The following is a 24,253-nucleotide window of genomic DNA, read 5'->3' as shown; positions in this document are numbered from 1 at the left end:
CTGGGCCGCTTCAAGGCCCCCCTCCCCTGTCGGAGCGATCCCGTACCGGAAAAAGGGGGGCATCCCATCACGGGTCACTTTTTAAGGCAGTCAAGGAGCTTGGGAAGCTCGCCCTCCACCATCTTGTAGGTGTGCTCATCGGCCGGGAACTGCCCCGCCCTCACCTCCTCGCCGTAGGCCTCGAAGGCTTTGCGGATCTCGGCCCCGAGGGCAGCGTACTTCTTGACAAACTTGGGGGTAAAGGCCTGGAAAATCCCCAGGACGTCGCTGCAGATCATGAGCTGGCCGTCGGCGTGGATGCCTGCGCCGATGCTGTAGACCGGGATGTCCAGTCCCTCGGTAATAATCTTCATCACCTCAGGGGGCACGGCCTCCACCAGAAGGGCAAAGGCCCCGGCCTCCTGGATGGCGTAGGCATCTTCGATAAGGGCCATGGCGGTCTCGGCGGTTCGGCCCTGGGCCTTGAACCCGCCCAGTTGACCGGAACTCTGGGGCGTGAGCCCGATGTGACCGATGACCAGCATGCCGCCGTCTGAGATGGCGCGGATCTGGGGACAGACGCGTTTGCCGCCTTCCAGCTTGATGGCGTCCACCGCCGCTTCCTTGTAAAACCGCCCGGCGTTGAGCACGGCGTCCTCCACGCTCACCTGGTAGCTCAAAAAAGGCATGTCGCCGACGATAAAGGTATTCGGGGCGGCCCTTCGCACCGCCTCACAGTGCATGAGGCACTGGTCCATGGTCACGGGCACGGTGCCGTCGTAGCCGTAGACGCACATGCCCAGGGAATCTCCCACGAGGATCATCTCGGCGCCGGACTGTTCGGCAAACTCAGCGGTGGGGTAGTCGTAGGCGGTAAGCCAGACCACCTTCTCCTGGTTCTCCTTCATCTTCTGCAGGTCAAAACGGGTGGGTTTGCGTTTCATGTGCTTTCTCGCTCTGGTGTCTATGACGCGTCTGACATCGGGTTGCTGTTGGGCCTTGCCTCAAGTGTCCGGGTCCATGCGTCCAGTTCAGCCAAAATGGCCTCATCAAGGGCAGGTACCTTGTGGGTGGCAAGGATGGCGTGCATGGATTCGCGGATTTTTGCCCTCACCTCGGACGTCTCCGGGTTTTTCATCTTGCGGCTGAAGAACTTGGGATAATGGATGGTCCTGAAGTTCTTCATGGTGTGCTTCTCCGTGAGATAAGCCCCACCGGGACCGGTGCGGGTGATGATCTCCACCATCTCGTCAAGGTCGTCCACATCCACGCCGCGCACATAGTGCTTGAGATTCTCGATAATCTCATCGCAGAGCACCACCAGCTCGGGGTTGACGCTGTTGCAATGATCGGAGACCCCCACGTCGTGCACCAGGTTGGCCTTGGACAGAAGGGTGGAGAAAATCTCCTGGGTCACCTCCGACACCGCCTGGATGTCCAGTCCCTTTGCATCGGTACACCCTGCCGTGCCGTAGAAAGGCAGGCCATAGTGACTCACCAGCTCGGACGCCGCCGCCACCATCAGGTGGAACTCCACCGCGCCGTAACTGCCGATGGATGAGATCATGTCCATGATGGAGGGCATGGCACCGTAGATAAACGGAGCCCCCGGGCATGTGCGCTGGTGCACCACAAGGCCTCCCAGGGCTTCGGCGTTGCACTGCACCAGGGCACCGGAAAAACTCATGGGCGCGGTGCCCCCCATCATGCAGTACGGCATATAGACCACGGGAATGCGGTTCAAGGCGCTGATAATCAGTTTTTCCGTGCTCTCTTCCGGGTGAGAGAGGGGCGGAATGGGTTCGCAGTAGTTAAAGATAAAGGGCTTTTCGGCCAGGGCCTCTTTGCCGCCGGCCACCACGGCCGCGATATCGATCACCTCCTGAAGGCTGTCGATGTCGTTGGTGGAAAAATTAATGGTCTTGCTGAAATGCTTCACCGTCTCGATAAAAGAGATCTGGGTCTGGATCTCCGGGGCCACGTCCTTGCTCATGCCCACCGACAGAATAAAGTCGATGTTGGGCAGGGCGTCGGCCAGGGTGCACATGGTCTTGGTGTCGGCCTTGAGAAAGGGGCGCACCTTGCCGGTGTCCGGGTCCACAAACTCCAGCTGATCGGCGTGGGTACCGAAATGGACCGCGTTTTCTGCGTTGATCACCATGGCCTTCTCACCGGCACGGTTGTAGAGCACCAGTTCCTTGGGGACCGTCTCCAAAGCCTCTTCCACCAGGGCCCTGGGGATCTTCACCATGCCGTCGGCGTCCACCTCGCACCCGGCGTCACGCAGCACCCGGATGCCGCGCTCCCCGCCCACGCGCATGCCCACCGTTTCCAAAAGGGTGAGGCTCGCCTCATGAATCTTCGCCACCTTCTCCGGCCCGAGGAAGGTGACATCGATCTGTCGCTTCATCTCAATTCCCATGCTCTCCTCCCAATCGCCTGGGGCCCCCGGGGAAAAGGGGGGCCCAGGCCTGTCTCTCTTCGCGATTAGGCTTCCAGGGGCTTGTAGGTGCCCTTGTGCAGGTACTCCAGCATCTCGTCACCGCTCATATGGCCGATTCCCAGGTAGTCCAGGGTGTAACCGGTCTCGTAGTAATCCGATTCGGTCATGACTCCGGCCAGGCTGATAAGGGAATCCACGATGGGGGTTTTCACGCCGAACTTCTTGCCAAGCTCGTGATAGACATGGCAGCCCACGGGGATGTCTTCGGTGATGTAGCGGTTGTGGACGGTGAACGGCCCCGTGCCGTACTGGATGTAATCATGCTCTTCAAAGGGGATCTCGTAATCGGGGCCCATGTACTCGCAGCCCAGGATGTTCTCGCGGGAGAAAAACTGCTTCTTCTCAAAAAACTGGATGCCCACGTTCATGGCCTCGGCCAGGGCGCACTGCTCTTCATACAGCCCGTACTGAACCTTGGAGATGGAGGGACAATAGGCATGAGAGTAAATGGAAAAGTCGTTCTTCTCTTCGCCGTAGATAACGCCCCAGTTCTCCATGACGCCCACCCCCAGGATCACGCCGGGGCAGTGAAGGACCGGGTTGACGTTGGAAAAACCGGTGTCCATGACGGTGTCGCCCCCGGCAACGCCATCCCCGTTGGTGATGGCATCAAAGGCACCGATGTGCTTGGTGGACTCCAGGAAAACATCCTGGTCCAGGGAGGGCAGGGACGCCCCCCGAAGGGTGATGGCGCGGTAGTAGGCGCGAATGCTGGGGAGCACCACCCCGCCCTTGATGTCCACCCGGCTTCCGTAGGGGGAGCTGGACCATCCGCCGATGATCACCTTCTTGTCGCACCCGGCTTCACGCATCATCTTTCGAAGCAGGAGCGATCCGTAGTTATCCGGAATGATGTGGATGATCATGCCGTCTTCAAGGGCGGGGATCAGTTTTTCAAAAAAGGCCCGGTGCCCGAGGGACGGGGTGGTGAGGATGACGATGCCCGCGCCTTTCACCGCTTCGGCCACATCCGTTGTCACACCGTCAAAAAACACACGACCGGAACGTTCAAACCCGTACAGGTTGAGCTGATCGCCGTAAAACTTCAGGCCCTGCTTTTCCACACCGAAAAGGGTCTGGTCGGAAAAGGGGGGAAGGTCGCACAGACGCACAGTGTTCCCGGCCAGGACGCAGTCCCCGGCCACAGCCTTGCCGACGCCACCGGCACCCAAAACGGCAATGGGTTTGTTTTGAACATTCTCGATAAAGTTCATGCGTCACATCTCCTTTGTTGCTCAGACAGTCTCGTATGATGGGCTTCACGGGTGTCCGTGAAACGGCTTGGACGAAAAACAAAGGGCCTTGCATCACCCGGGGTAACCCCTTCATCGAATTGGCCTTTTTTTCGTCTCTCGTTTGGTGAAACTGCCTTCTGGGTATTGCCAGAGTCGTGCCAGCAGCCGCACCCACTGTTCAACACCCTGTAAACAAAGGCTTTATTCAATCCACCGCCCCTTTTGGCGGAGACAAAAAAACCGCGCCAAAAATGGCGCGGTTGCACGCACTGCCTGAAAAAGAGTTTGTGTTGAAAGGGGTTACGGCCCAGGTCCGCCAATCCTGACGCATGCGTCATACCTGGCGCCCTCAGTCCCCTTGCGAGATTCCATGCTGACGCAGCCGTCGCTGCAGGGTGCGGAGCCCCACCCCCAGGCTCTTTGCCGTATGGGTCCGATTTCCGCCATGGCGTTCCAGGGCCTTTAAGAGAAACTCCTTTTCGAACCGTGCCACGGCCTCTGAAAGGCTCTCCGTGCCCACAGAGACGGCAAGGGTCTCCCCATCTTCAGGCACCGGGCTTTCGGGACATGTGGAGGCAATAAAATCCACCTGCTTGAGGGTGAGGTAGCGCTGCACCATGTTCTGCAGCTCACGCACGTTGCCCGGCCAGTGATAATTCTGCATGGAGCGGATCACATGTTCGGGCATGGTGGCGATGTGGCTGTCGTCGCTGAACTTTTCGAGGAATCGATAGATAAGCAGAGGGATATCGCTTCGCCGCTTGCGCAGAGGGGGAAGGTAAATGGGGACAATGTGGATGCGAAAGAAAAAATCCTGACGCATGGCCTGCTTTTTGACCAGCTCTTCAAGATCTCGGTTGGTGGCTGCGATGATGCGGATATCGGGGCGTTTCACCTCCTGGCCCCCCACGGGGGTGAACCCGCCGTCTTCAATGGCCCGGAGCAGCTTCACCTGCATGGACAGGTTGATCTCACCGACCTCGTCAAGAAACAGGGTGCCGCCGTCGGCCATCTCCAGGTAGCCGGGCCGGTCTGCCGTGGCCCCGGTGAAGGCCCCTTTCTTGCATCCGAAAAACTCACTCTCGAGAAGGGACTCCGGGATGGCGCCGCAGTTCACCGAGACAAATCGGCCCTTGCTGCGTTTGCTGCGGTTATGAATCGCCCGGGCCACCAGTTCCTTGCCGGTGCCGGACTCGCCGTAGATGATGACGTTGGCCTGGGACCCGGCGGTGTTTGCGATGAGCTCGTAGACGTCCTGCATGGCCGGGCTGTTTCCGATGATCTCCCCGAACCCCGGTTCCCCCGTCACCAGGGATTTGAGCCTCAGGTTCTCATGCAGAAGCTCCTGCTCGATGGTTTTCTGGGCGGTGACGTCCATGGTGAACCCTTCGATACAGACCAGCTCACCGCTGTTGCCGAAAACCCCCGTGCCCCGTTCCCAAACCCACCGAACACCGCCGGTGGCCGTGGTGATGCGGTAGACGATCTCATAGCGCCGCTTTCGGCCCAGGGCCTTTTCCACCTGGTCCCACACCAGGGGGCGATCATCTTCATGGATAAGGCTGTTGTAAATCTCCCGGTCGCCCATGAGCTCCGAGGGGGAATAGCCGGTGAGCTCCAGGCTGCCGTCGCTTACAAACTCCATGACCCAGCCGTTGGCCGCCACCTCCCGGCACCGATACGCCATCCCGGGAAGGTTCTGGAGAAGCGTTTGATGGCGCCTCTGGCTCTCAAGAAACGCCTCTTGCCAGTCCTCTTTGCCCGAAATACTGGAGACACGCCCCGAAAGACGCAGGGGCCTGCCCGGGCTCTCATCAAGGGTGCCCCGGCAGAGAGTCCAGTAATAGGCGCCGCCCCGGGCACGGAGGCGAAAGGCCACCTGCACCGCCCCCCTTCGCTGGGTCAGCACCCGGGCCATGATTCTGCGGATGGCGCGGTTGTCTTCAGGGTGGATATAGTCGATCCAGATACCGGGGGATGGGTCCTGCTCATCCGGGGCGTATCCCAGCATGGCATAGTAGCCGCTGCTGCACACCGCTTTGTCCTCCCCTGCCACCCACTCCCACAGCTTGGGCTCTTCCGTTTCGTAGGGCGCACTGCGCTCCTCAAAAAAAAGCTCCTCGGGGTTCAGCTGGCAAAGCCTGAATTTGAGGTAGGCAAGTTCTTTCTCCAACTCTTCATAACTGGGCGCTTGTGCCATCACACACTCCAGAAATCAAATCATGGAAAAACACAGATAATGACGTGATAACTGAAGATACTAAAATAAATAATTTAGAAATTAAAGAACTGATTTACTGAGGATCCAAAGGAGAGTGTTGAGGCACCATGGCAGCCGGGTCAGGTGTCCCGGCCGGTCTCCGGGTTCAATCGCTCCGAGCACACCCGGCAGAAAACCGCATCGGGGTCATGGCCCTCGGCCATGCAGGCCGGGCACACCTGGGTGGAAACCCGCTTCTGGCCCGCCAGGCTCAACTCGGAGGTGACGATGCCCGTGGGTACGGCGATGATGGCATAGCCCATGACCATGATCAGTGCGGCCAGGGCCTGCCCGGCGTTTGTCTTGGGAGAGATGTCCCCGTAGCCCACGGTGGTCATGGTCACAATGGCCCAGTAGATGCTCCTGGGGATGCTGGTGAACCCGTGCTCCGGGCCCTCGATCATGTACATGAGAGAGCCGAAAATAATCATCAGGGTCAGCACGGTAAGGAGAAAAATCGTGATCTTCCGACGGCTCGACTGCAGGGCCCGCACCAGCACCGAGGCCTCGCCCACGTAATTCACCAGCTTGAACACCCGGAACACGCGCAGCACCCTCAGGACCCTGACCACGATGAGATACTGGCTGCCGGGAACCAGCAGGCTGATGTAGGTAGGCAAAATGGCCAGCAGGTCCACGATCCCCAGGAAGCTGCCCGCATAGGCCAAGGGCCGGTTCACACAGGCCAGCCGCAGGATGTACTCCAGGGTGAACATCAGGGTAAAGGCCCATTCCCACCCGTAGAGGTAATACCCGTAACGGGCGCTGAAGCCCGAAATGCTGTCCAGCATCACCACCAGAACGCTGGACAGGATCGAGACGATCAGGACCACGTCAAACCATTTCCCGGCCCGGGTATCGGCTTCGAAGATGATCTCATGGAGCCGGTGTCGATACCCCGGCACCGCTTCTTTTGCAACGGCCATTGTCAATTCTCCATAAAAAGACGAGGGCTACGCATCAGAATGCCCCGGCCAGTGCCTGGCCATCACCTCTTGTTTAAATTGCTGGAACACAGCCGACAACTCAACCTCATAGACCTGCCGGAACGCTTCATTCTCAGCCTCTGGGGCACGCATATCCAGGTTCAGAAAGGCAAAAAATCGTTCCGAACCGTAGTGCGTCATCAGGTAATCAACAAAACACCGGTACTCGGCGTATTCAAAAAGGTATCGCCGGTCGGCGGGAATATGCCCGATCAGGGAAGGGTTTTCCCCGTCGTCACCGGTGAAATCAAAAAAGTACCCTTTGTCCACGGCCAGGGAGAGAAACGCATCGCCCTGGTAGTAATGGTGGGGGTTCCCGTAGTACACGGCAAGGCCTTCCCTGATCCACCGCTTCAGCTTGAATGCATGGGGCAGGGTCATGTGCTGGAAAACAAGGGCATGGGACAACTCATGCTTCAGGAAACTTCGGATATCCCGTTTTGTCTCCTTTACCGTGGGGTTGACATAGATGACCGTCCCGGTCCCCATGGTGCACAGATGGGATCGCTGGGTCGAATACCTGCGGTACTGCGCCGATGTGGCGCACAGGATCACCTTCACGGGATGGGTGTATGCCAGGTGGTGAAAGGCCTCGGTTTCCTCCATCAGGTCCCCGATATGCCCGTAGTCATCGGGCAGCGCCGTACCCTCGGGGTAATACACCGACCACCGGGCGTTCCCCTCGTGGGCATACCCGGGCTTCACCGGTGACCACGGAAAGAGAAACCCCCAGAGGAAGAGGTACACCACGCCAGACAACACCAGGAAAAGAACACCTATCAGACCTTTTTTTATCATTCAGAACACCAGTGCTTTCGTTGTTTCACAAACCCGCATCAGGGCGCCACGCCCCACCGGTGATATCCCCACGTGGACTCCCCGTCGGTGGTCTTCCGACCGCCGCAGGCGGGGTACCCCGGGGGCACGCACAGCACATTGCGCATGGTGGCATCGATGCTGAAGCGGCTGAACATCTCCGTCAGCTTTCCGTGCTCGGGGTTCAGCTCCGGCAGGGAGTAATAGACCAGCTCACCGATGGATTTGCGCAGCCAGTCCTCCACGGACTCGTCTTCCCCCAGGGGAGCCCCGAAGGTCTCCGAAGCTGCCATGGCAGCCAGGTTGGCGTACTGCCGCACGGACCAGTCGCAGAACTCCAGGACGTCGTCTGCGTAGCAAAGCTCAAGGAGGTACGACCGCTCGGCATCGGCCAGGGTCTCCTCTTCCTCCTCGGTGAGCTGATCGTACAGAAACTTTGCCGCCGGGCTTTCCAGCTTATGGATCACAAGGCCCGGGTGCTCGCCGCTTCCCCCGCCCAGGATGAGGTCCGAAGGGGACGCGCTGAAATCATAGCCGCCCCAGTCATCGCCCTCGATCTCCTCCAGGGGATGATAGATGGGTAAATAGCCCAGGGACCCGATGTACTCATGATCATACGAATCGATATAGCTCATGCATTCCCCCTTGTGGGTTAATTGGATACGCCCCTCACCCGGATTACGGGTGCACTCGGCTCGTGAAATAGACGGGTTAGCGTTCGGAGCAGCTTTGCTTCTTAAACTCCAAAGGGTCGGCCGGTCCGACAAACCCTTTTGGTTTTGTCGTTTCCTTCCGTCCGAAGACGGCTTTGCACCCCTGGCCGTAATAAACGGTGTATGTCTCCAAATCTATGGATGTCACCGTGGCCGCCACTTCGGGGTGTTTTTTGATATAGTCCATCATCACGTCCAGGTCCTTCATGTTCTGGTATTGGGGTGGCAGTGCAGCCACGGCAACAGATGCCCAAACCAGAACAATCCCCGACAGACCGATCCATTTCATCCGGCGTCTCCCGTTGTGAAATCGGTTCATGACACTCCTGTCCAAGGGCGCTTGAAGCGCATTGCGTTAAAAGGTAAACCCCAGGTTGATACCGCCCACATGGGCCTTGGTGGTGGTCCTGTCGCTGATGTTGCGCAGGGCGCTGAACCTGTAAAACGGGCTGATCCGGAACCGGCTGATGTCCAGGCCGAGCTGGGCCTGGAAATACCCGCCCACAAGGGTATCCATGCGCCGTTCGCTCCCCTCTTCCGAACGCTGGCCCCCGCCCTGGAACCCGCCGGACAGCCGCAGGTGGGTGGGCGCCAGAGGCGTTGTGGGGATGTTGAGCAGAGGCAGCTCCACCCCGAGGCCAAGCCTGCCCAGGAGAGCCTGGTTTCCGATGGAGTATTCGGCCCCGAGCACCAGGGGAAAGGAGATGCCGCTCACCTCAAAGGTGTCGATGCTGTAGCCAAAACCCAGGGTGCGGAACTGGTCCAGGCTGTTCACCTGGAGAAAGACCCGGTGCCGCCTGTCCCCCAGCCCCCCTGCGCTCACCGGCCCGGTGGGGGACAGCACCGTGTCGAATCCCGGGGCCGCCACGTTGGGCTTTCGCATGGGGAGCCCGGCGCTCCTCAGCATGGAGGCCACAACCGAGTTGCAGTTGGGTCCGTCCGGGGCATACGGGATGTTCCAGCCGTTGATCTGCCTGGCGTGGCTTTTCATGGTCCGGGCCTTGGTGCACGCCTGGTTCCCCTGATAAACCGTCACCGAAGGAGAGCGGGTGTCGTAATCGATGAACCCCGGCCGGTAGGCGCCGCAATTGGTCACGATGTTGCCGTACCCCCGGCCCCCGCCTGCCGGGCCGCCCCGGATGGCCCAGGGGTCGCCGTTGGCGTCGGTGAACACCACATAGAGGTGAAAAAAAGAGATATTGGGCATGGAGATCTCCCCTGCCCGAACATCGATGCTCCCGCGACAGGTCTGGGGGGTGTTGCCCGCAAAATTATTGGCGCAGGAGCGCTGGATCACCTGGGGGTGTGCAGGGCCCCTCTGCTGCTGGGCCACATGGACGAGTTCGTGGGCGAGCAGGTGGCGGCCCGAAGGTGACTCGGGGGCGTATCGCTGCCTTGCAAAGACAATATCATTGCCACAAGTATATGCCTCGGCGTTCAGACGCTCCGCAGACAAGGCGGCTTTATGGTCGGCGTGGACTCGGACACGGGAAAAATCCCGGCCCAGGGAGGATTCGAAACGCGCCCTGGTTTTTCCGGGCAGGGGTTTTCCACCGCCATGGGGAATGGGGGTGACCGCTTCGGTGCCTTTCCCCTGAAAAAGCCAGGGGGTGCCAGGGGCAGGCCGCCCGGTGATGGCCACGGAAGGCTCTGTGCTGCCCTCGCAGGCCTTGCACGCCACCTCGTCGGCGATGCGATGGGCTTCCCCCTCACAGGCGTCGCCGGGGGCACTCACCCTCAGCCCGGCCTGAACGGAAGCATGGGTGCCTTGCCGCGCCAGTCTCTCCACAGACCGATTGCCAAGGGCCCGCTGCAAGGCGATGTTCGGACCGCCGTACAGGGAGGGCCCGGCATGTGGCCGGTGTGGCACACCGGCACCCGTAACCGTTGCCGTTGCCGTTGCCGTACGCTCCTCCGCTGCCCTGGATTTTCCCGCCGACACACGCATGGCACGTCTCCCTTCACCCGAAAGGCACAAGCCTGTTTGTCAGAATTGTCTCAGCCCGCCCTTGGCGTTGAGAGTACCTCAACGCCACCGTCAGCAAGTATTCCCATGGAATCTGTATATTTTTCAGTGTGAAGCAAGTCCCAATTGATAAACGGCACAGAATGCGTGCCCTTACCCCTTGTTCGTTGCAGTCACCACAAACAAGGCGCTTTGCCTTCCCACATCAGGATGGATGTTCCGAAGCATGTCGCACTCGGAAATGGAAAACCCTTTCAACTCTTCGGCCAGTTCTTCCCGCGAATAAAAATGAAAGAGTTTACCGGTGCCGTCGTCAAAGGTATGTGGCTCGATTTCCGTCCATTCGTGCCTCGGGTAGGATTCGTCCTCCACGTCCAGCACGCTGGCGAAGAGTACCCCGCCCTGTTTCAACACCCTCTTTGCCTTGACGAGTAAGTCTACCCGTTCTTTTAACGTTAAGCAATGAAGGACATTGAGCATCACCACCACGTCAAAGGAGCCGTCGGGCACGTCCTCGGGAATGGAATCGTGCCTCATGAATCGGCATCGTCCGTTCGTCCGCGCGTTGCCCAGGGCCACGGCTTTTTCTACGGCCCGTAACGAGATATCAACCCCTGTTACCCGAAGCCCCTCTTCGGCCATGAGGTAGGCATAGTTACCGTCTCCGCATCCGAAATCCAGCACCGATGTCGCCGGAAAGTCACCCAGAAACTGCTGGAGCATGTGCCAGAGCGGCTCGTAGACAGGGGACGGTTCGGTGCCTTTGTAATCGGTATCCCAGGGGCTGCGGGCTGTTGTTTCCATGATTCTTCCTTACTGTCTTTGCAGGGTAATTAGGTCTGGGCGCTCATGGGGCCAGGGGCTTTTCATCATGGGAAAACCACACGGCCACGCGGGGGTACATCCGATGAAACCCGCGAATCGCATTTGCCGATTCCCGAACGGCCTGCTGCCCTTCTTTCCCGCCATCGGAGTTCATGAACACCCCCTGGGTCATGCCCCAGGCCGAGAGTTCCGCATCCCCCACGACAAGGATGGGGAACGGTTCCGCATTGATCAGGTAGGCAAGATGGTCCGTTGTGTGGCCCGGTGTGGACAGCGCCCAGAAAGAGCCGTCCCCGAACAGGTCCACCGCATGATCAAACGGAGGAATCGCCGGAGCTGGATCGGTATCAATAAGAGAGATATCCCCCTTTCCTTTCAGGTGACTCCCCGTCATCAGGCGGTAGTGCGCCGAATTCTCCTTCTTTCCATAGCATATATTGCACGAGGGAGACAGGGCCGGTATCCCGGCGGTATGGTCCGGGTGCATGTGAGTCAAAAAGAGGTGGGTAGGATGGATATTGTTTTTTCGAAGCCGGGACTCTAAGTCCTCATCTTTTTGCTGGGTGTAGCGGGCCCTGTTGCCCTCGAGAAAATCGATGACAAAGGGCGACAAATTCCCAAAGGGGGGATTTTCGTAAAACGACCTGTCAAACCCGCTGTCTATGAGGATATCGCCCTTCTCCGGGTGGTGAAAATAAAACGCCATCACCGCGTGGGAGACGGTCTTCGATGTGTCCACACCGGCCGGAATACTCTCCGCCTGGGTGTAAGGCGTCAGGGGGGAGGTAATCGTCCCCGTGTTGAGAGCCCTGAATGCCATGGGCGTTGACACCTCAAACACCTCATCCCAGGTGTGATATTTTTTCCCGGATATTGCCTTGCCTGCGTCCATTGTCTCCTCCTGTGTGCGATCCCGGATATTGATCCGCGCCATGGCTCCCGGCCCCTTCACCATACAAAAGGGCTGTGCCTGGACGTATCGGAATCAAGTTCCATGCCGAACATCAAATTCCCCCCGTTTTGGGCAATTTACATCCGGCACCCCACACAAAGGATCGCATGCGGCATCACACGGGGTCATATGTGGTCCTGTGTCGACAACGTGACGTATATGGCACCCAGAAATCCAGGCGTGAAAACTCAGGCATAGGAAACGACGTCATAGCCAATCTGCTGCTCGTCAAACCACTGCTTGATGGCCGTAAAACCACGAAAACCACTTTTTAAAATCTCCAGGATATTGCCGGGGCAGATGGCCTTGTCCGCATAGAGCCAGTACTCGTAGTCCCAGTCCCCCAACGCCCCGGTTGCCGAAGCGCCTGTGTCGCACCCCTGAACCACCAGCTTGTCTCCCTTGAAATAAGCCTCGATGGTTGTGCTCTCGCCTTTTTCTCCCACAAACCTGTAAACCGTCACCTTCTCATCCATAATCGATTCCTTATCTCTCTGTAACTATTCAGCTCAAAATTGCCTCCGGCGGCCCTGCCGGGGGCCAAACTTTTGCCCGATTTTATGAGTCGGGTTTGACAAACAGGTCTTAAGTAAGTCTTCCAGGCTACGCCGAAACAATTTCGACATTTTCGCACCCGCGTTAGAAAAGTTTTTTGCGGAGCTTTTTTTAAAAAAGCGACCCGCCGGAGGCATAGCTGAATAGGTACATCTCTCTTTTCTTATATTTCAAATCCCGCCCCCCCGGGAACCCGGCCTGAAGCCGTGCCGGACACCCACGCGCAAAGGTATCTACCCTTCCCACAATATTTTCACTATGAAACGGATCACGCCGTACGAGTAATTGAGAAGCGGAAGCTACCCGAGCAATTCGCTCAGCTCCAACTCGCCGCGGATTCCAAAGCGGGTCAGGGCAAAATCGTACCGGGTGGGGTCTTCGGGGCAGAGGCGGCCGAGGCGGGTTGTCACCTCCACGGCGGTTTTGAGGTCTGCGGCTTTGCGGGTGGTGAGGCCTAATGCCAGGGAGATTTTATGCATGTGCGTGTCGATGGGAATGATGAGTTTGGCAGAAGGGAGGGCATCGTGCCAGCCCCCGGGGTCCACCTCGTCGCACCGGACCATCCAGCGCAGGAAGAGGTTCGCCTTTTTGCAGGCGCTCTTGCCGTCGGGGTCGGAGAGGAGGTGGCCGGGAAGGTCCCGATTCCCTTTGATGTTTTTTGCGTAGGCAGACAGGGCGGGCAGGAGGGTCTTGTCCCGGGCATCGTACCCGGCAAGAAAACACGCCTTCAGGGAGCCGTGGGTGAGGAGCGCCTCCCGGATGCCCACGAGGAGAGCCGCCATATGGGTGTCCTTGGTAAAGCGGTGGACAAAGCCCGTCAGGGCCGCCTCGATGTCGGCAGGCTCCCGGTCGAGAAGCCATCCGCGGGGAGACGGCCCCATGAGCCCAAGGACCCTGCGAACGCTGATGAGGATCTGGGCCACACGCCCGTAGGCCAGGCCCGAGGCCACCATGCCCACCACCTCGCGATCCATGGGATCCTCGTAATCGTAAAGGGTCTCAAGGGGGTCAGGGCTCACGTATTCGCGCCGGTTCCAGCGGTCATGCAGATCGTCCAGCCGGGCTTTCAGGGCTTTCTCTTTTTTATTCAACCAATCCGTCCTTCGTTTTTATCAATTTGCCTTCGTTTCAATGGCAAGCCGGATCATCGTAACCGTAATCGCCAACCGTCACACCCATCGTGTGCACTCCGTGCACCATGGTTGAGCACCCAACAACCCTGGTTTTTGGGATGCGTTTTAAGGATCGTTACGCTTCGGTTCCGGTGCGTGGGACGCACCCTACGGGCCCCGGCGCTTCCAATGGTGGCGGCTTATGCGGTCAAAACCGGTTTTCTTCCTCGCCTGTGGAGCGCCGCACTCCTGTGCGGCTTTTTTTATCACCGCTTGGTCCATAACTGGCCGGGGCATCATGACGAAGGTCGCAAACCGCAACACCGCCAGGGCACTCCACCCACCATCATTGAACACCCAACGGCCCTGGTTTTTGGGATGCGTTCCAAGGATCGTTACGCTTCGGTTCCGGTGCGTGGGACGCACCCTACGGGCCCCGGCGCTTCCAATGGTGGCGGCTTATGCGGTCAAAACCGGTTTTCTTCCTCGCCTGTGGAGCGCCGCACCCCTGTGCGGCTTTATTCCACACCGTAAGGTTCACTCCGTACACCATTTATAGGCACAGGTGCTTCCGGTGGTACTCTCTCTTTAAAATTTTACAACAATCTCATCATAGGTTTTGCGCCATTTGGGAGGGGCGAGTTCTTTTCCGTCGTTGAAATAACCCACGGCCATGAGAAGGGGAATCCAGTAGTGGTCGGGGATGTTGAACTCTTTCATGACGCCTTCCCGGGAGAAGCCATCCATGGGGTGGGTATGGAGGCCTTTGCTCCGGGCTGCGAGCATCAGGGCCATGGCGAAAAAACCGGTGTTCTTGGTGGCAAAGGCAACCTGGGACTCTTCGGAGGTGCCGTAGAGGTTGGTGCAGGCGTTGGCAAACCAGTCCCGCCGGTCTTCGGTCATGGTTCCGGCCTTGATCATCTCCTGGAAGTTCTTCTCGGCAAAGGGGGTGCCCGGGGCCCAGCCCCTGCGGTCTGCCAGAACGATGAGGGTCACCGGAGCCTCGCTCACCTTGGCCTGGCCCATGGCCTGCTTGCGAAGCCGCATCTTCTCCTCTTCGTCCCGCAGGACCATGAGGCTCCAGGGCTGAAGGTTAAAGGACGACGGGGTGGTGGCGGCCATCTCCACGACTTCTCTCAACAGGGCATCCGGCACATCTTGTTTGGAGTCAAAATGATTGACTGCGCGGCGGGTGGCAATAACGTCGGAAAAATCCATGGTTCCTCCTTGCGTGTTGAAATGGTTCACAACCTTTCAGGTTTCACCTGTTGCCGGGACAACGTGCATCCGCCCTGTGCATGAGAAACAACCCCACGGCAAGAGACGTGATGCAACAGCCGCCCCTATTCCCTATTCCCTATTCCCCTATGATCTACGACCTTTTTTTCCTATGCCCTCTTTATTTACCCCAATGCTTTAAAGGCTTTCTTACTCGCCCCGCACACCGGGCATTTCCAGTCCTCGGGCAGGTCTTCGAAGGCGGTTCCCTTGGCGATCTTGCCCTTTCTGTCTCCTTTATCGGGGTTGTAGATGCATCCGCAGTTGGCGATCTGGCACTGGTACATTTCGTGGGGCTGGCTCATGGTATCTCCTTTCAGGTATCGCGGTCCGGGCCGTAACAGGCGGGACCGATGAATAATATACAAAAACATGCCGTGGAACAGGGCCACCGGCGTATTCCCTGGTCTTCACAGTGACGACAATATATCAAAAAGCATGCCATCTGCGAGCCCTGGTCCCAAAGCAGGCATTATCCTTCTGAAATTTCGAGCCATATCATGGTAAAATCAGCTGCGCGGCATGGAAGGTGAGGTGTCACCAGGGAAGATCATGAGATGATTCTGTCTCATGTGCCTGCTCTCTCCGGGACAGTTTCGACGCATTCCCCTTAGTCTCTGCCTGTTAAGCTGCCCTGTCAATGGTGCGTCAGCGGCCGTCACGATTTTTCGCGACAATGGTCTTCATCTTGCAGGACTATTCCCAGGCGGTCCCACCCCGCCAAGGTGGCCGGATCACATGTTTCGGGATCAACACACATTCCCGGGGGTTACCCTAACCGAACCGCCCTGAGGGAAACAGCGTGGATCCCGAGTCCATGATGAAGGTGTCCATGTTTTTTCCACTTTGGCATCCCTTGCTTCTCCTGTGCCGAGCATCAACGCCCGTCGTCACCATGGGCCTCTTCTCACCCTGACTGTTCGAACCACGGAGAGCAAGGGGGACTGCCTTTTTCACCCATAGCCAAGGAAAAACCTGCCATGAGCCTTGACGACCGCATCAAAGAAAAAGCAAAAGCCCGAGGTCCGGCGTACGTTCCGCGCACCCGACACCTGAACCCCGACGGCACGGCAACCTATACGAACCGGCTCTTTCTGGAGGAGAGCCCCTACCTCTTGCAGCATGCCCACAACCCCGTAAACTGGCACCCCTGGGGGGAAGAGGCCATGGCCCTGGCAAAGGAGACGAACCGCCCGCTTTTCGTGAGCATCGGATACGCCACCTGCCACTGGTGCCATGTGATGGAGGAAGAGTCCTTTGAGGACGTGGAGATCGCCGAATTCCTGAACACCCATTTCGTGCCGGTCAAGGTGGACAGGGAGGAGCGGCCGGACATCGACGCCATATACATGGGCGCGGTGCAGGTACTCACCGGCGGGGGCGGCTGGCCCCTGAATGTCTTCTTGACCCCGGACGGCAAACCCTTTTACGGAGGCACCTATTTTCCGGCCCGGGACGGGGACAGACCGCCCCACCCGGGATTTCTCACCGTCTTAAAGGGCCTTGCCGAGGTCTATGAAAAGGAAAGGGAAAAGGTGGATCTCTCCGCCAGCCAACTCACCCAGGCCATTGACCGCCTGGGGGGCGGTCAGGAGAGCGGGACCCTGCCCGACAGAGCGTGGGTGGACAAGGCCGTGGCCCTGTTTTCCCAAAGCTACGACCCGAGCTTCGGCGGCACCAGGGGCGCCCCCAAATTTCCTGCCACCCTGCCCGTCCAGCTCCTTTTGCGGGCCCACCAGCGCACAGGCATCGGTGCGTACCGCCACATGGCGGAGCACACCCTCACAGCCATGGCCGACGGAGGCATCCACGACCAGGCAGGGGGCGGGTTCCATCGCTACAGCACCGACCCCAAATGGCTGGTCCCCCACTTTGAAAAAATGCTCTACGACAACGCCCTTCTGGTCTCTGCCTACGTGGAAGGGTTCCTGGCCACGGAAAATCCGCGTTTCAAAACCGTGGCCGAAGCCACCCTGGCCTACCTTTTGCGGGAGATGGAAGACCCGGCAGGGGGATTCTACTCGGCCACGGACGCCGACTCCCTCACGCCGGACGGCCACAAAGAAGAGGGATACTTCTTTACCTGGAGCAAGGCCGAACTCGACGCGGCCCTGCCCGGGGATTCCTGGGCAGCGGTTCTGGACCACTTCAGCCTCACCGGGGTACCCCACTTCGAGGGGCGCTACATTCCCCACATCCGAAGGGACGTAAAGGAAACCGCAAAAAAGCACGGCCTGGACGTGGCAGAGCTTGAAGCTCTTTTGGACAACGCCCGGGAGATCCTGCGCCAAGCCCGAACAGCAAGGCAAGCGCCCCTTACCGACAAAAAAATCATCGCCGCATGGAACGGACTGACCATCTCGGCCTTTGCCCGTGCCGGGCGCGCCTTTGGCAACCAGAAGTACCTGGACGCAGCAGAGCGCACCGCACGATTTGTCCTGACCTGCCTGACCCGGGACGGCAGACTCCACCGCAGCCGCCTGGAAGGCCTGGGGCCCTTGGGATTTTTAGAAGACTACACCTTTGTCATTGCAGGTTTCATCGACCTTTTCGAGGCCACGGGCGACGCCACCTGGCTCACCCGTGCCCTTCACCTCCAGGGCGAAACCCAGCGCCTCTTTGCCTCGGAAAAGGGCGGCTACCATATGACCGGCAGCGACGGCGAGGCCCTGATCACCCGGGAAAAACCAGGCACAGACGGCGCCCTGCCCTCGGGAAACAGCGTGGCTGCCATGAACCTGTTCAGGCTCTACGCCCTCACAGGAGACGCGGCCCTTCTCACCCAGGGCCTGGGAACGGTTTCAGCCTTCCTTGCAGCGGACCGTTCTCCGGCCCCCTATGCCACCCTTGTGGCGGCCCTGGACTTTCACCTGGCAGGCCCCAAGGCCCTGCTCCTGATCCTGCCGGAGACACCGTCGTCCAAAGACACCAAGGCCGTAAGTACCCTGGCATCTTTGTACGCCCCCTATACCGTTACAGCGCCCTTGCGGGAGGGCGACGATACAAAAAACATGGAGGCACACCTGCCTGCGGCCAAGGGCAAAGTCGTTCTGGATGGTGCCCCCACCCTGTACCCCTGTAAAGAGGGCACATGCGGCCTCCCGGTGTCGGATCCGGGGGCATTCGGGAAGGCGGTTTTGGAAAGCTGAACATCGTGGGAGAGGCTGTTTCAAGGAGCGTTGCCCTTCGGTTTCGGTGCGTAGGACGCACCCTACGGGCCACGGGGCTTCCAATGGAGCTGGTTCAGCCCTTCTGCTTCGCCGGACGAAGGCATAAGAATGGTGAGATGGATCGCTCAGGTGACGGCACGGTGGGTGCACTCTGTGCACCATGACCGGGTACCCTGTGGCCGACGCAGCACGCCCATGAGGACTTTTCCCCCGCTTTTGAGGACAGGCCGGACATCGTGGCAGTGGCGGCTTCAAGGAGCGTTGCCCTGCGGTTTCGGTGCGTAGGACGCACCCTACGGGCCACGGGGCTTCCAACGGGGCTGGTTCATCCCATCGACTTTGCCCACCGAAGACATGGACATGGCACTATGGATCGCTAAACGACGACGCTTAGGGTGCACTCTGTGCACCATGGTCGGGTAGCGCCCCCTCTTAAATGCCCCAAGACGCCACCAATTTTTCTCGATTATCCATCAGCAGGTAAATATAGGAGAGTTCGAGGTTGATCATCTCGGCGTCGTCTTTGCGGAGCCACTCCGAGAGCCAGGCAAAGCGCAGGGCCATGACGCACTCGGGAAGAAGGTTCCAGCTTGCTGCATCGGCAAAATCAGCCTGGCGAAGGGCTCGGACCAGGGCGGGGACCAGGCCGTGAAGGAGGGCGTCGGGGGTCTCCATACCGCAGCAGCCGACCATGTTGGCCACATCGTAGAGCAGGGGTTTATGGCCGAAGAACTCCCAGTCGATGACCGCTTCGATGCCCTTCTCCTTCCAGAGAATGTTGACGCCGTGGACATCCCCGTGGGCCAGGGCCGTGGTAAGACCAGACCAGTGTGGGTAGAGGCGATGGGAGAGGTAACGAACGGCCTCGTCAAGGGCGGAGGACACCTTGGGCCTCCGTGCCTGGATGGTTGCCGTCAAGGTATCGATGTACCCAGGCAGATCAAAGGCCGCCCCCGGAAAAGAGGGGGCAAGGGGAACGGATGCGGTGCGCAGATCCGTCAGGAACCCGGCCAGGACCTCGCCCCGCCAGGCCTCTTGTGTGTACCCAGGCCGATCCAGGGGCAGCCCCTGCACAAAGGGCGTCAGCTGCCAGAGATTTCCTGCATGGGTTGATAAAAAATCACCGGCCTGGGTGGCACAGGGTGCTGCCACAGAAAGCCCGGCCTTGGCCAGGGCACCCATAAACCCTGCCATCTCCCGCTTTCTCGGTGCTGTTGCCGGGTCGATGCGCTCCAGGAGAAAACGGGTCCCCTCCTTCCCTTCAACCACCCAGCGCCCCAGGGAGCGCTCCGGGCTCCCGGCAGGCACTTCTTTATTGCAAAGCGTCGCGCCTTCAATTCCCCAGGCCCGGGCAGCCTGTTCTATCGTTGTCTCATCCATGGTTTCTCATCTCGTTTTTGGGTCACGGTTCCACGCCCCCCTTCGTATGGTTTCGTCCCCCAGGCAGAGCCTGAAAGCGAGCAACAGATTCGCCGATGCTCCGGGGCTGCGGCCATCCAAACCAAAAGACCGCATGCGGCTTTCGCAAGCGGTCTTTGTCCGGTCATGGGAATGTGGGTTGGCCTTTTGAATGTACGCGTCGCTACTCAACAGGTGCGGTTGCCGCAGGCATGGCGCGTCCGGCCATCTCGCGGTCCATCATGAGCAGGGCCGAGGGGTTGTCGCCCACAAGGCGCAGCCGTTGGAGGACCTGCTCAACGCTCTCTTCCTCTTCCACCTGCTCGGTGACAAACCACTGGAGGAAAATCCCGGTGGCGTGGTCCGAGGCGTCACGGGCAATGTCCACAAGGGCGTTGATGGACCCGGTGACAAAAACCTCGTGCTCCAGGGTCTCTTCAAACAGGGCCAGGGGAGATTCCCAGGCTGCCTTGGGCGCTTCCACGGCGCTTAAACGAACCGTGCCGCCCCGCTGCTGGATGTAGTCATAAAACTTCTGGGAGTGGGTCAGCTCTTCCACGCCCTGGGCGTACATCCAGTGGCTGAAACCGGTCAAATTCCGGCTGCCCAGCCATGCCGACATGGAAAAGTAGAGATACGCGGAAAAAATCTCACGGTTCAACTGAAGGTTCAGTGCGTCTTCAACCTCTGTTTTCAACATGGTTACCCCCTTGTCCAGTGGCCGTGAAGGTTGCAGTACGCCCTGGCCACCACAGGTCCTGTGATCCCTGCGAAGAACGCCTCGGGTTTCTCACCGGGCAGAAGGTGTTTTCGCAGGATGGTTGCCCCCTGGGTCACCTCGATCCAGGGAATCCAGTGTTCTTCTGTCATGGGATGGGCTGTCTCGCCCACGGAGACGCGAATGCCCCCGTCCGCCTCCGCCACGACGGGCACATGCTTCTCCCGGGAGGCGTCCCGGGTGTTCTCTTCCAAAAGGGTCATGGCCTGCCCGCAGCACCTTACCGTGGGGCCGCCAGCCTGAATGATTTCAACGATATTGCCGCAGTGCTCGCATGCGTAGAGTTGATTGCGCCTCATCATGGTGGGGTCTCCTTTTCCGTTTCCGATTCTGTATCCGCCGCAGGGATGTGATCATGCCGGAGCCAAGCCCCTTGGGCTCGGTCCCTTTCCTTAACCTGTTGCCCAGGAAATCTTTTCAATAAGCATGCCACACGGCGTCGCCGGCACAAAAAAGAGACAACACACTGATTTCATGACAAGGTGTCCGGGCCCAGAATTCGTCAGGGCTCGGAAGCAACAAAGAGACGATACGGGCCATGAGACACCCGACGCAAAAAGTGTCTCACGGAAAGCCACCTCAAAAAGCAGTGTCCAGGGCCCCCACAATGGTATTCATGTGTTTTTTCTCCCCCTCGCTGATCTCCAGGAAAAGGGCTTTCAAGGCGGGATCGCCGGTGGTTTCTCCGGCGTAGCGATAGAGATCGTAGGCGGTGAACTCAATGTCCAGGGCAAGCTCATAGATGGCAAGGTCCATGGGAACCATGGTGCTCTCCAGGCGAAGCAGAGCCTCCTCAAGGAGCATGCCCCCTTCCAGGATTTCGCCCTTGAGCCCCTCAAACAGATCCTCGAACCGGGGCGGAATCTCCTCCCGGCGTTGCCAGGCGTCGTAAAGCGCCCTGGCATGGGCCAGCTCCGCCTGGCAAAGGGACTCGATGGTCCGGGTCAGGGCGGTGCCGGGGTACGCCTCAAGGATATGCCGATAGATATTCCACGCCCCCTTTTCAAGGTCCATGGCCGCCATGAGGGTCTGCTGCATGCCCTCTTCGAGGACCAAAAGCCTTACCCGGGGAAAGTCCGTAACGGTATGTCCCTGCCAGGCCAGGATCCCGCCCTCCAGGTTGTAGATGCTTTGGTGCCGGGGCATCTTCTCCACGGCCATGTGGGCCGCCACCCGCGAACGCGCCCCGCTTCGGCAGGCAAAGATAATGTCCCGGTGTTCGGGAAGGTCCCCCAGGCGGGTCTCCAGCTGCCCCAGGGGAAGAAGCCTGGCGCCGGGGATGTGGGCCTGCTCGTACTCCTGGGGCTCCCGCACGTCCAACAGGAGGTATTCGCTCTCCTCATGCTCGCTCATATACGCTTTGACGGACTCAGGGGTTGCATCAACAACACGGTTTTCGCTCATGGGGGCCTCCGAAAGGGCTCAATGGTGGGAAAGGACTACTCTGCTTTTTTGAAAGATGTCGAGGTTGAGGGGGCACCGGATGCATCACCCGGGTTGCTTTTCGGTAATGTATCAAAAAATCGCCACGTTGCACCAGAAATAATCCGAGCCCCTTTTTTGTTGGTGAGATACGAAAGGCACCACTTCAAAAAGATGGAGAGGCGGTTGTTGAAACCGGAGATAAAATAGATGTGCACCAGGAGCCAGGTCAACCAGGCCATGAAACCCTGGAGCCTGAAAAAACCGAAATCCACGATGGCCCGACTGCGGCCGATGGTGGCCATCTGCCCCTTGTCCACATAATCAAAGGGCTCCATGGCCTCACCCGCCTGATCCCGAAGGATGTTTTCGGCAATGCACTGCCCCTGCTGAATGGCCACGGGCGAGAGACAAGGAAGGACCTTGCCCGAGGGATCGGTAAAGGCGGCCTGGTCCCCGGCCACGAATACGTCCCTTCGACCGGGAACGTTGAGGCAGGCGTCCACCACGATGCGCCCCTGCACCCCGGTTTCCACCCCAAGGCCCCGGTTGAGGTCCGTTGCGGTGATCCCGGCAGCCCAGAGCACGGTCATGGTCTCGATTTTTTCCGAGCCCACCTCAATGGAGGTTTCACGGATCCCGCTTACGGGGCTCTTGGTCCAGACCTGGACCCCTAAGTTTTCGAGGTCACGGGTGGCGCGGCTGCTCTGTTTTTTGGGAAAGGAGGAAAGGATACGGTCTCCGGCCTCCACCAGGATAATACGGGTGAGTTTGGGGTCGATGTTGCGAAAATCACGGCCCAGGGTGTAACGGGTCATCTCCCCGATGGCTCCGGCCAGCTCCACGCCGGTGGGGCCTCCGCCCACCACCACAAAGGTCAGGGCGCGACGGCGCACGGCTTCGTCTTCGGCCCGCTCGGCCACCTCAAAGGCACTCAGAATGCGCCGCCGGATCTCCAGGGCCTGCTCCAGGGTTTTTAAGCCCGGTGCGTGGGGTTCCCAGGTTTCCTTGCCGAAGTAGCAGTGGCGGACCCCGCAGGCCAGGATCAGGTGATCGTAGGACAATCGCCCGAAATCGGTCATCACGGTGCGTCCGTCGAAGTCCACACCGGAGACCTCTCCCTGGAGTACCTTGATGTTCTTGAACTCCGATAAAATGCTCCGAATGGGCATGGCAATGTCGGACTGGCTGAGCCCGGCCGTGGCCACCTGGTACAACAGGGGCTGAAACAGATGGTGGTTGGCCTTGTCGATGAGCGTAACCTGAATGCCTTCTTTGTTGCCAAGGACCTTGGCGGCCTTGAGGCCGGCAAAGCCTCCGCCGACAATAATCACCTCTTTCGTCATAATCGCAGATTCCCGTTTTTGAGATAGATAACAGTTGATCGCTACGTGCGTGCTTCAGGAGACAAACGCCAAAAAGAAAAAAAGTGGGGCAAACCGGGCTTTTTACAAGCCGTGATGCCCCACCTTATCAGATCCGTTTTTTCTTATACAGGCTCAGCCCCCGATCATGCCGGGGAGCCCCTTTCACCTGGCCTTGATCAGTGAACATTGAGCTGATCTTTCAGCCAGCTTTTGATGTTCGGGTCCAGTTCATAAATGCCGCGATGGTTGTTGATGGACTTCATAAACGCCTTCTCCAGCTTGGGGGGCATGCGGAACACGGCAAGCTCCTCCATATCGAACCCTTTGCGGTGCACCAGGGTGATCACCGGATATTCACCCCAGGTATTGATGGCAAAATAGGTGGACTCGTCCTCGCTTCCGCGGCCCCGCTGCTCGTCGCAATACCAGCCGGCGCCCCACTCGAGATGACGTCCCACCGCTGCGGCGGGGTTGATGTTCCAGTCCACGCTGTTGAGCAGGGAGAGGTCATTTTTAAGCTCTTCCAATCGTTTCATTCGGCGCCTCCTGTGTCGTGGCGTTCATCCCATGCCCATCCGGCCCGAAGTTCCCGTGCCTTGCCCTCCGGAGCCGATGGCCCCATGAAGCTCTTCATTACCGTCCAGGCTGTCCATTGCAAGGCGTGGCACCCGCCATCCTTGCCCGTTGACAAGATACATTACAAGAGCCGTGCCAAAGCCATAAAAAAGAGATACAAGACCGTTTTTACAGCATATTTAACAGTGAGCTATGTGTTTCACAAATCCCCATGCAACACATGGTCGATACACCTGTGTATCAGGTAGGGAATAGGGAATAGGGAATAGGGAATAGGGAATAGGGAATAGGGAATAGGGAATAGGGAATAGGGAATAGGGAATAGGGAATAGGGAATAGGGAATAGGGAATAGGGAATAGGG

At 58.9% G+C, this 24,253-nt stretch carries 22 protein-coding genes; 1 reads left to right on the top strand and 21 read right to left on the bottom strand.

The annotated features are described in order from the left end of the window. Positions 1–74: 74 nt before the first annotated feature. The 15 genes from panB to MSL71_RS25705 all read right to left on the bottom strand — a co-directional run bounded on the left by panB (position 75) and on the right by MSL71_RS25705 (position 15,485). Positions 75–923, bottom strand: a complete 849-nt coding sequence (gene panB, locus MSL71_RS25775; protein WP_180147232.1) for a 3-methyl-2-oxobutanoate hydroxymethyltransferase — start codon at positions 921–923, stop codon at positions 75–77. A 20-nt stretch (positions 924–943) separates the two neighbouring features. After that, positions 944–2,389, bottom strand: coding sequence for a trimethylamine methyltransferase family protein (locus MSL71_RS25770; RefSeq protein ID WP_218951142.1), 1,446 nt, complete (start codon positions 2,387–2,389; stop codon positions 944–946). 77 nt (positions 2,390–2,466) lie between these two features. Then, a complete protein-coding gene (locus MSL71_RS25765) occupies positions 2,467–3,696 on the bottom strand; it encodes an NAD/NADP-dependent octopine/nopaline dehydrogenase family protein (RefSeq protein ID WP_180147227.1) in 1,230 nt (409 codons plus the stop codon). Positions 3,697–4,066: 370 nt separating this feature from the next. Next, entirely contained in the window at positions 4,067–5,917 is a 1,851-nt protein-coding gene (locus tag MSL71_RS25760) for a sigma 54-interacting transcriptional regulator (protein WP_180147224.1), read from the bottom strand. Between the two features lie 140 nt (positions 5,918–6,057). Then, a complete protein-coding gene (locus tag MSL71_RS25755) occupies positions 6,058–6,903 on the bottom strand; it encodes an ion transporter (RefSeq protein ID WP_180147221.1) in 846 nt (281 codons plus the stop codon). Positions 6,904–6,930: 27 nt separating this feature from the next. After that, on the bottom strand, positions 6,931–7,761 hold the full coding sequence (locus tag MSL71_RS25750; RefSeq protein ID WP_180147218.1) for a gluzincin family metallopeptidase: 831 nt from the start codon (positions 7,759–7,761) through the stop codon (positions 6,931–6,933). Between the two features lie 38 nt (positions 7,762–7,799). Further along, positions 7,800–8,414: a hypothetical protein gene (locus tag MSL71_RS25745; protein ID WP_180147215.1), complete on the bottom strand. Its 615-nt coding sequence runs from the start codon at positions 8,412–8,414 to the stop codon at positions 7,800–7,802. Between the two features lie 76 nt (positions 8,415–8,490). After that, positions 8,491–8,781: a ssr3402 family protein gene (locus MSL71_RS25740; protein ID WP_180147212.1), complete on the bottom strand. Its 291-nt coding sequence runs from the start codon at positions 8,779–8,781 to the stop codon at positions 8,491–8,493. Positions 8,782–8,847: 66 nt separating this feature from the next. Further along, positions 8,848–10,440, bottom strand: a complete 1,593-nt coding sequence (locus MSL71_RS25735; RefSeq protein WP_180147209.1) for an eCIS core domain-containing protein — start codon at positions 10,438–10,440, stop codon at positions 8,848–8,850. Between the two features lie 171 nt (positions 10,441–10,611). Continuing rightward, complete coding sequence (locus tag MSL71_RS25730) at positions 10,612–11,262, bottom strand: class I SAM-dependent methyltransferase (RefSeq protein ID WP_180147206.1); 651 nt, start codon at positions 11,260–11,262, stop codon at positions 10,612–10,614. Positions 11,263–11,305: 43 nt separating this feature from the next. Beyond that, entirely contained in the window at positions 11,306–12,217 is a 912-nt protein-coding gene (locus MSL71_RS25725; protein ID WP_180147203.1) for an MBL fold metallo-hydrolase, read from the bottom strand. Positions 12,218–12,423: 206 nt separating this feature from the next. Beyond that, the gene (locus MSL71_RS25720) at positions 12,424–12,711 is read right to left on the bottom strand and encodes a hypothetical protein (protein ID WP_180147200.1); all 288 of its coding nucleotides are present in this window, start codon (positions 12,709–12,711) and stop codon (positions 12,424–12,426) included. A 378-nt stretch (positions 12,712–13,089) separates the two neighbouring features. Further along, positions 13,090–13,881, bottom strand: coding sequence for a TIGR02757 family protein (locus MSL71_RS25715; RefSeq protein ID WP_246317956.1), 792 nt, complete (start codon positions 13,879–13,881; stop codon positions 13,090–13,092). Positions 13,882–14,490: 609 nt separating this feature from the next. After that, positions 14,491–15,120, bottom strand: coding sequence for a nitroreductase family protein (locus tag MSL71_RS25710; protein ID WP_180147195.1), 630 nt, complete (start codon positions 15,118–15,120; stop codon positions 14,491–14,493). A 185-nt stretch (positions 15,121–15,305) separates the two neighbouring features. Further along, positions 15,306–15,485, bottom strand: coding sequence for a rubredoxin (locus MSL71_RS25705; protein ID WP_180147192.1), 180 nt, complete (start codon positions 15,483–15,485; stop codon positions 15,306–15,308). Positions 15,486–16,160: 675 nt separating this feature from the next. Here MSL71_RS25705 and MSL71_RS25700 point away from each other — a divergent pair. Then, complete coding sequence (locus tag MSL71_RS25700) at positions 16,161–18,329, top strand: thioredoxin domain-containing protein (protein ID WP_180147189.1); 2,169 nt, start codon at positions 16,161–16,163, stop codon at positions 18,327–18,329. A gap of 453 nt (positions 18,330–18,782) precedes the next feature. Here the strand turns inward: MSL71_RS25700 and MSL71_RS25695 are convergent, their stop codons facing one another. From MSL71_RS25695 to MSL71_RS25670, 6 genes are all read right to left on the bottom strand, one after another. Continuing rightward, the gene (locus MSL71_RS25695; protein WP_180147186.1) at positions 18,783–19,730 is read right to left on the bottom strand and encodes a phosphotransferase enzyme family protein; all 948 of its coding nucleotides are present in this window, start codon (positions 19,728–19,730) and stop codon (positions 18,783–18,785) included. Between the two features lie 202 nt (positions 19,731–19,932). Further along, on the bottom strand, positions 19,933–20,448 hold the full coding sequence (locus MSL71_RS25690) for a ferritin (RefSeq protein WP_180147183.1): 516 nt from the start codon (positions 20,446–20,448) through the stop codon (positions 19,933–19,935). A gap of 2 nt (positions 20,449–20,450) precedes the next feature. Then, a complete protein-coding gene (locus tag MSL71_RS25685) occupies positions 20,451–20,828 on the bottom strand; it encodes a desulfoferrodoxin (protein ID WP_180147180.1) in 378 nt (125 codons plus the stop codon). A 277-nt stretch (positions 20,829–21,105) separates the two neighbouring features. Next, the gene (locus MSL71_RS25680; RefSeq protein ID WP_180147177.1) at positions 21,106–21,930 is read right to left on the bottom strand and encodes a rhodanese-like domain-containing protein; all 825 of its coding nucleotides are present in this window, start codon (positions 21,928–21,930) and stop codon (positions 21,106–21,108) included. 35 nt (positions 21,931–21,965) lie between these two features. Beyond that, positions 21,966–23,294: an NAD(P)/FAD-dependent oxidoreductase gene (locus tag MSL71_RS25675; protein ID WP_180147174.1), complete on the bottom strand. Its 1,329-nt coding sequence runs from the start codon at positions 23,292–23,294 to the stop codon at positions 21,966–21,968. A 197-nt stretch (positions 23,295–23,491) separates the two neighbouring features. Next, complete coding sequence (locus MSL71_RS25670; RefSeq protein ID WP_180147170.1) at positions 23,492–23,851, bottom strand: DVU0772 family protein; 360 nt, start codon at positions 23,849–23,851, stop codon at positions 23,492–23,494. Positions 23,852–24,253 lie beyond the last annotated feature (402 nt).

It is taken from the genome of Desulfoluna butyratoxydans, from assembly GCF_900699765.1.
GTDB classification, from domain to species: Bacteria; Desulfobacterota; Desulfobacteria; order Desulfobacterales; family Desulfolunaceae; genus Desulfoluna; species Desulfoluna butyratoxydans.
This window is presented reverse-complemented; position numbering and strand designations above follow the sequence as displayed.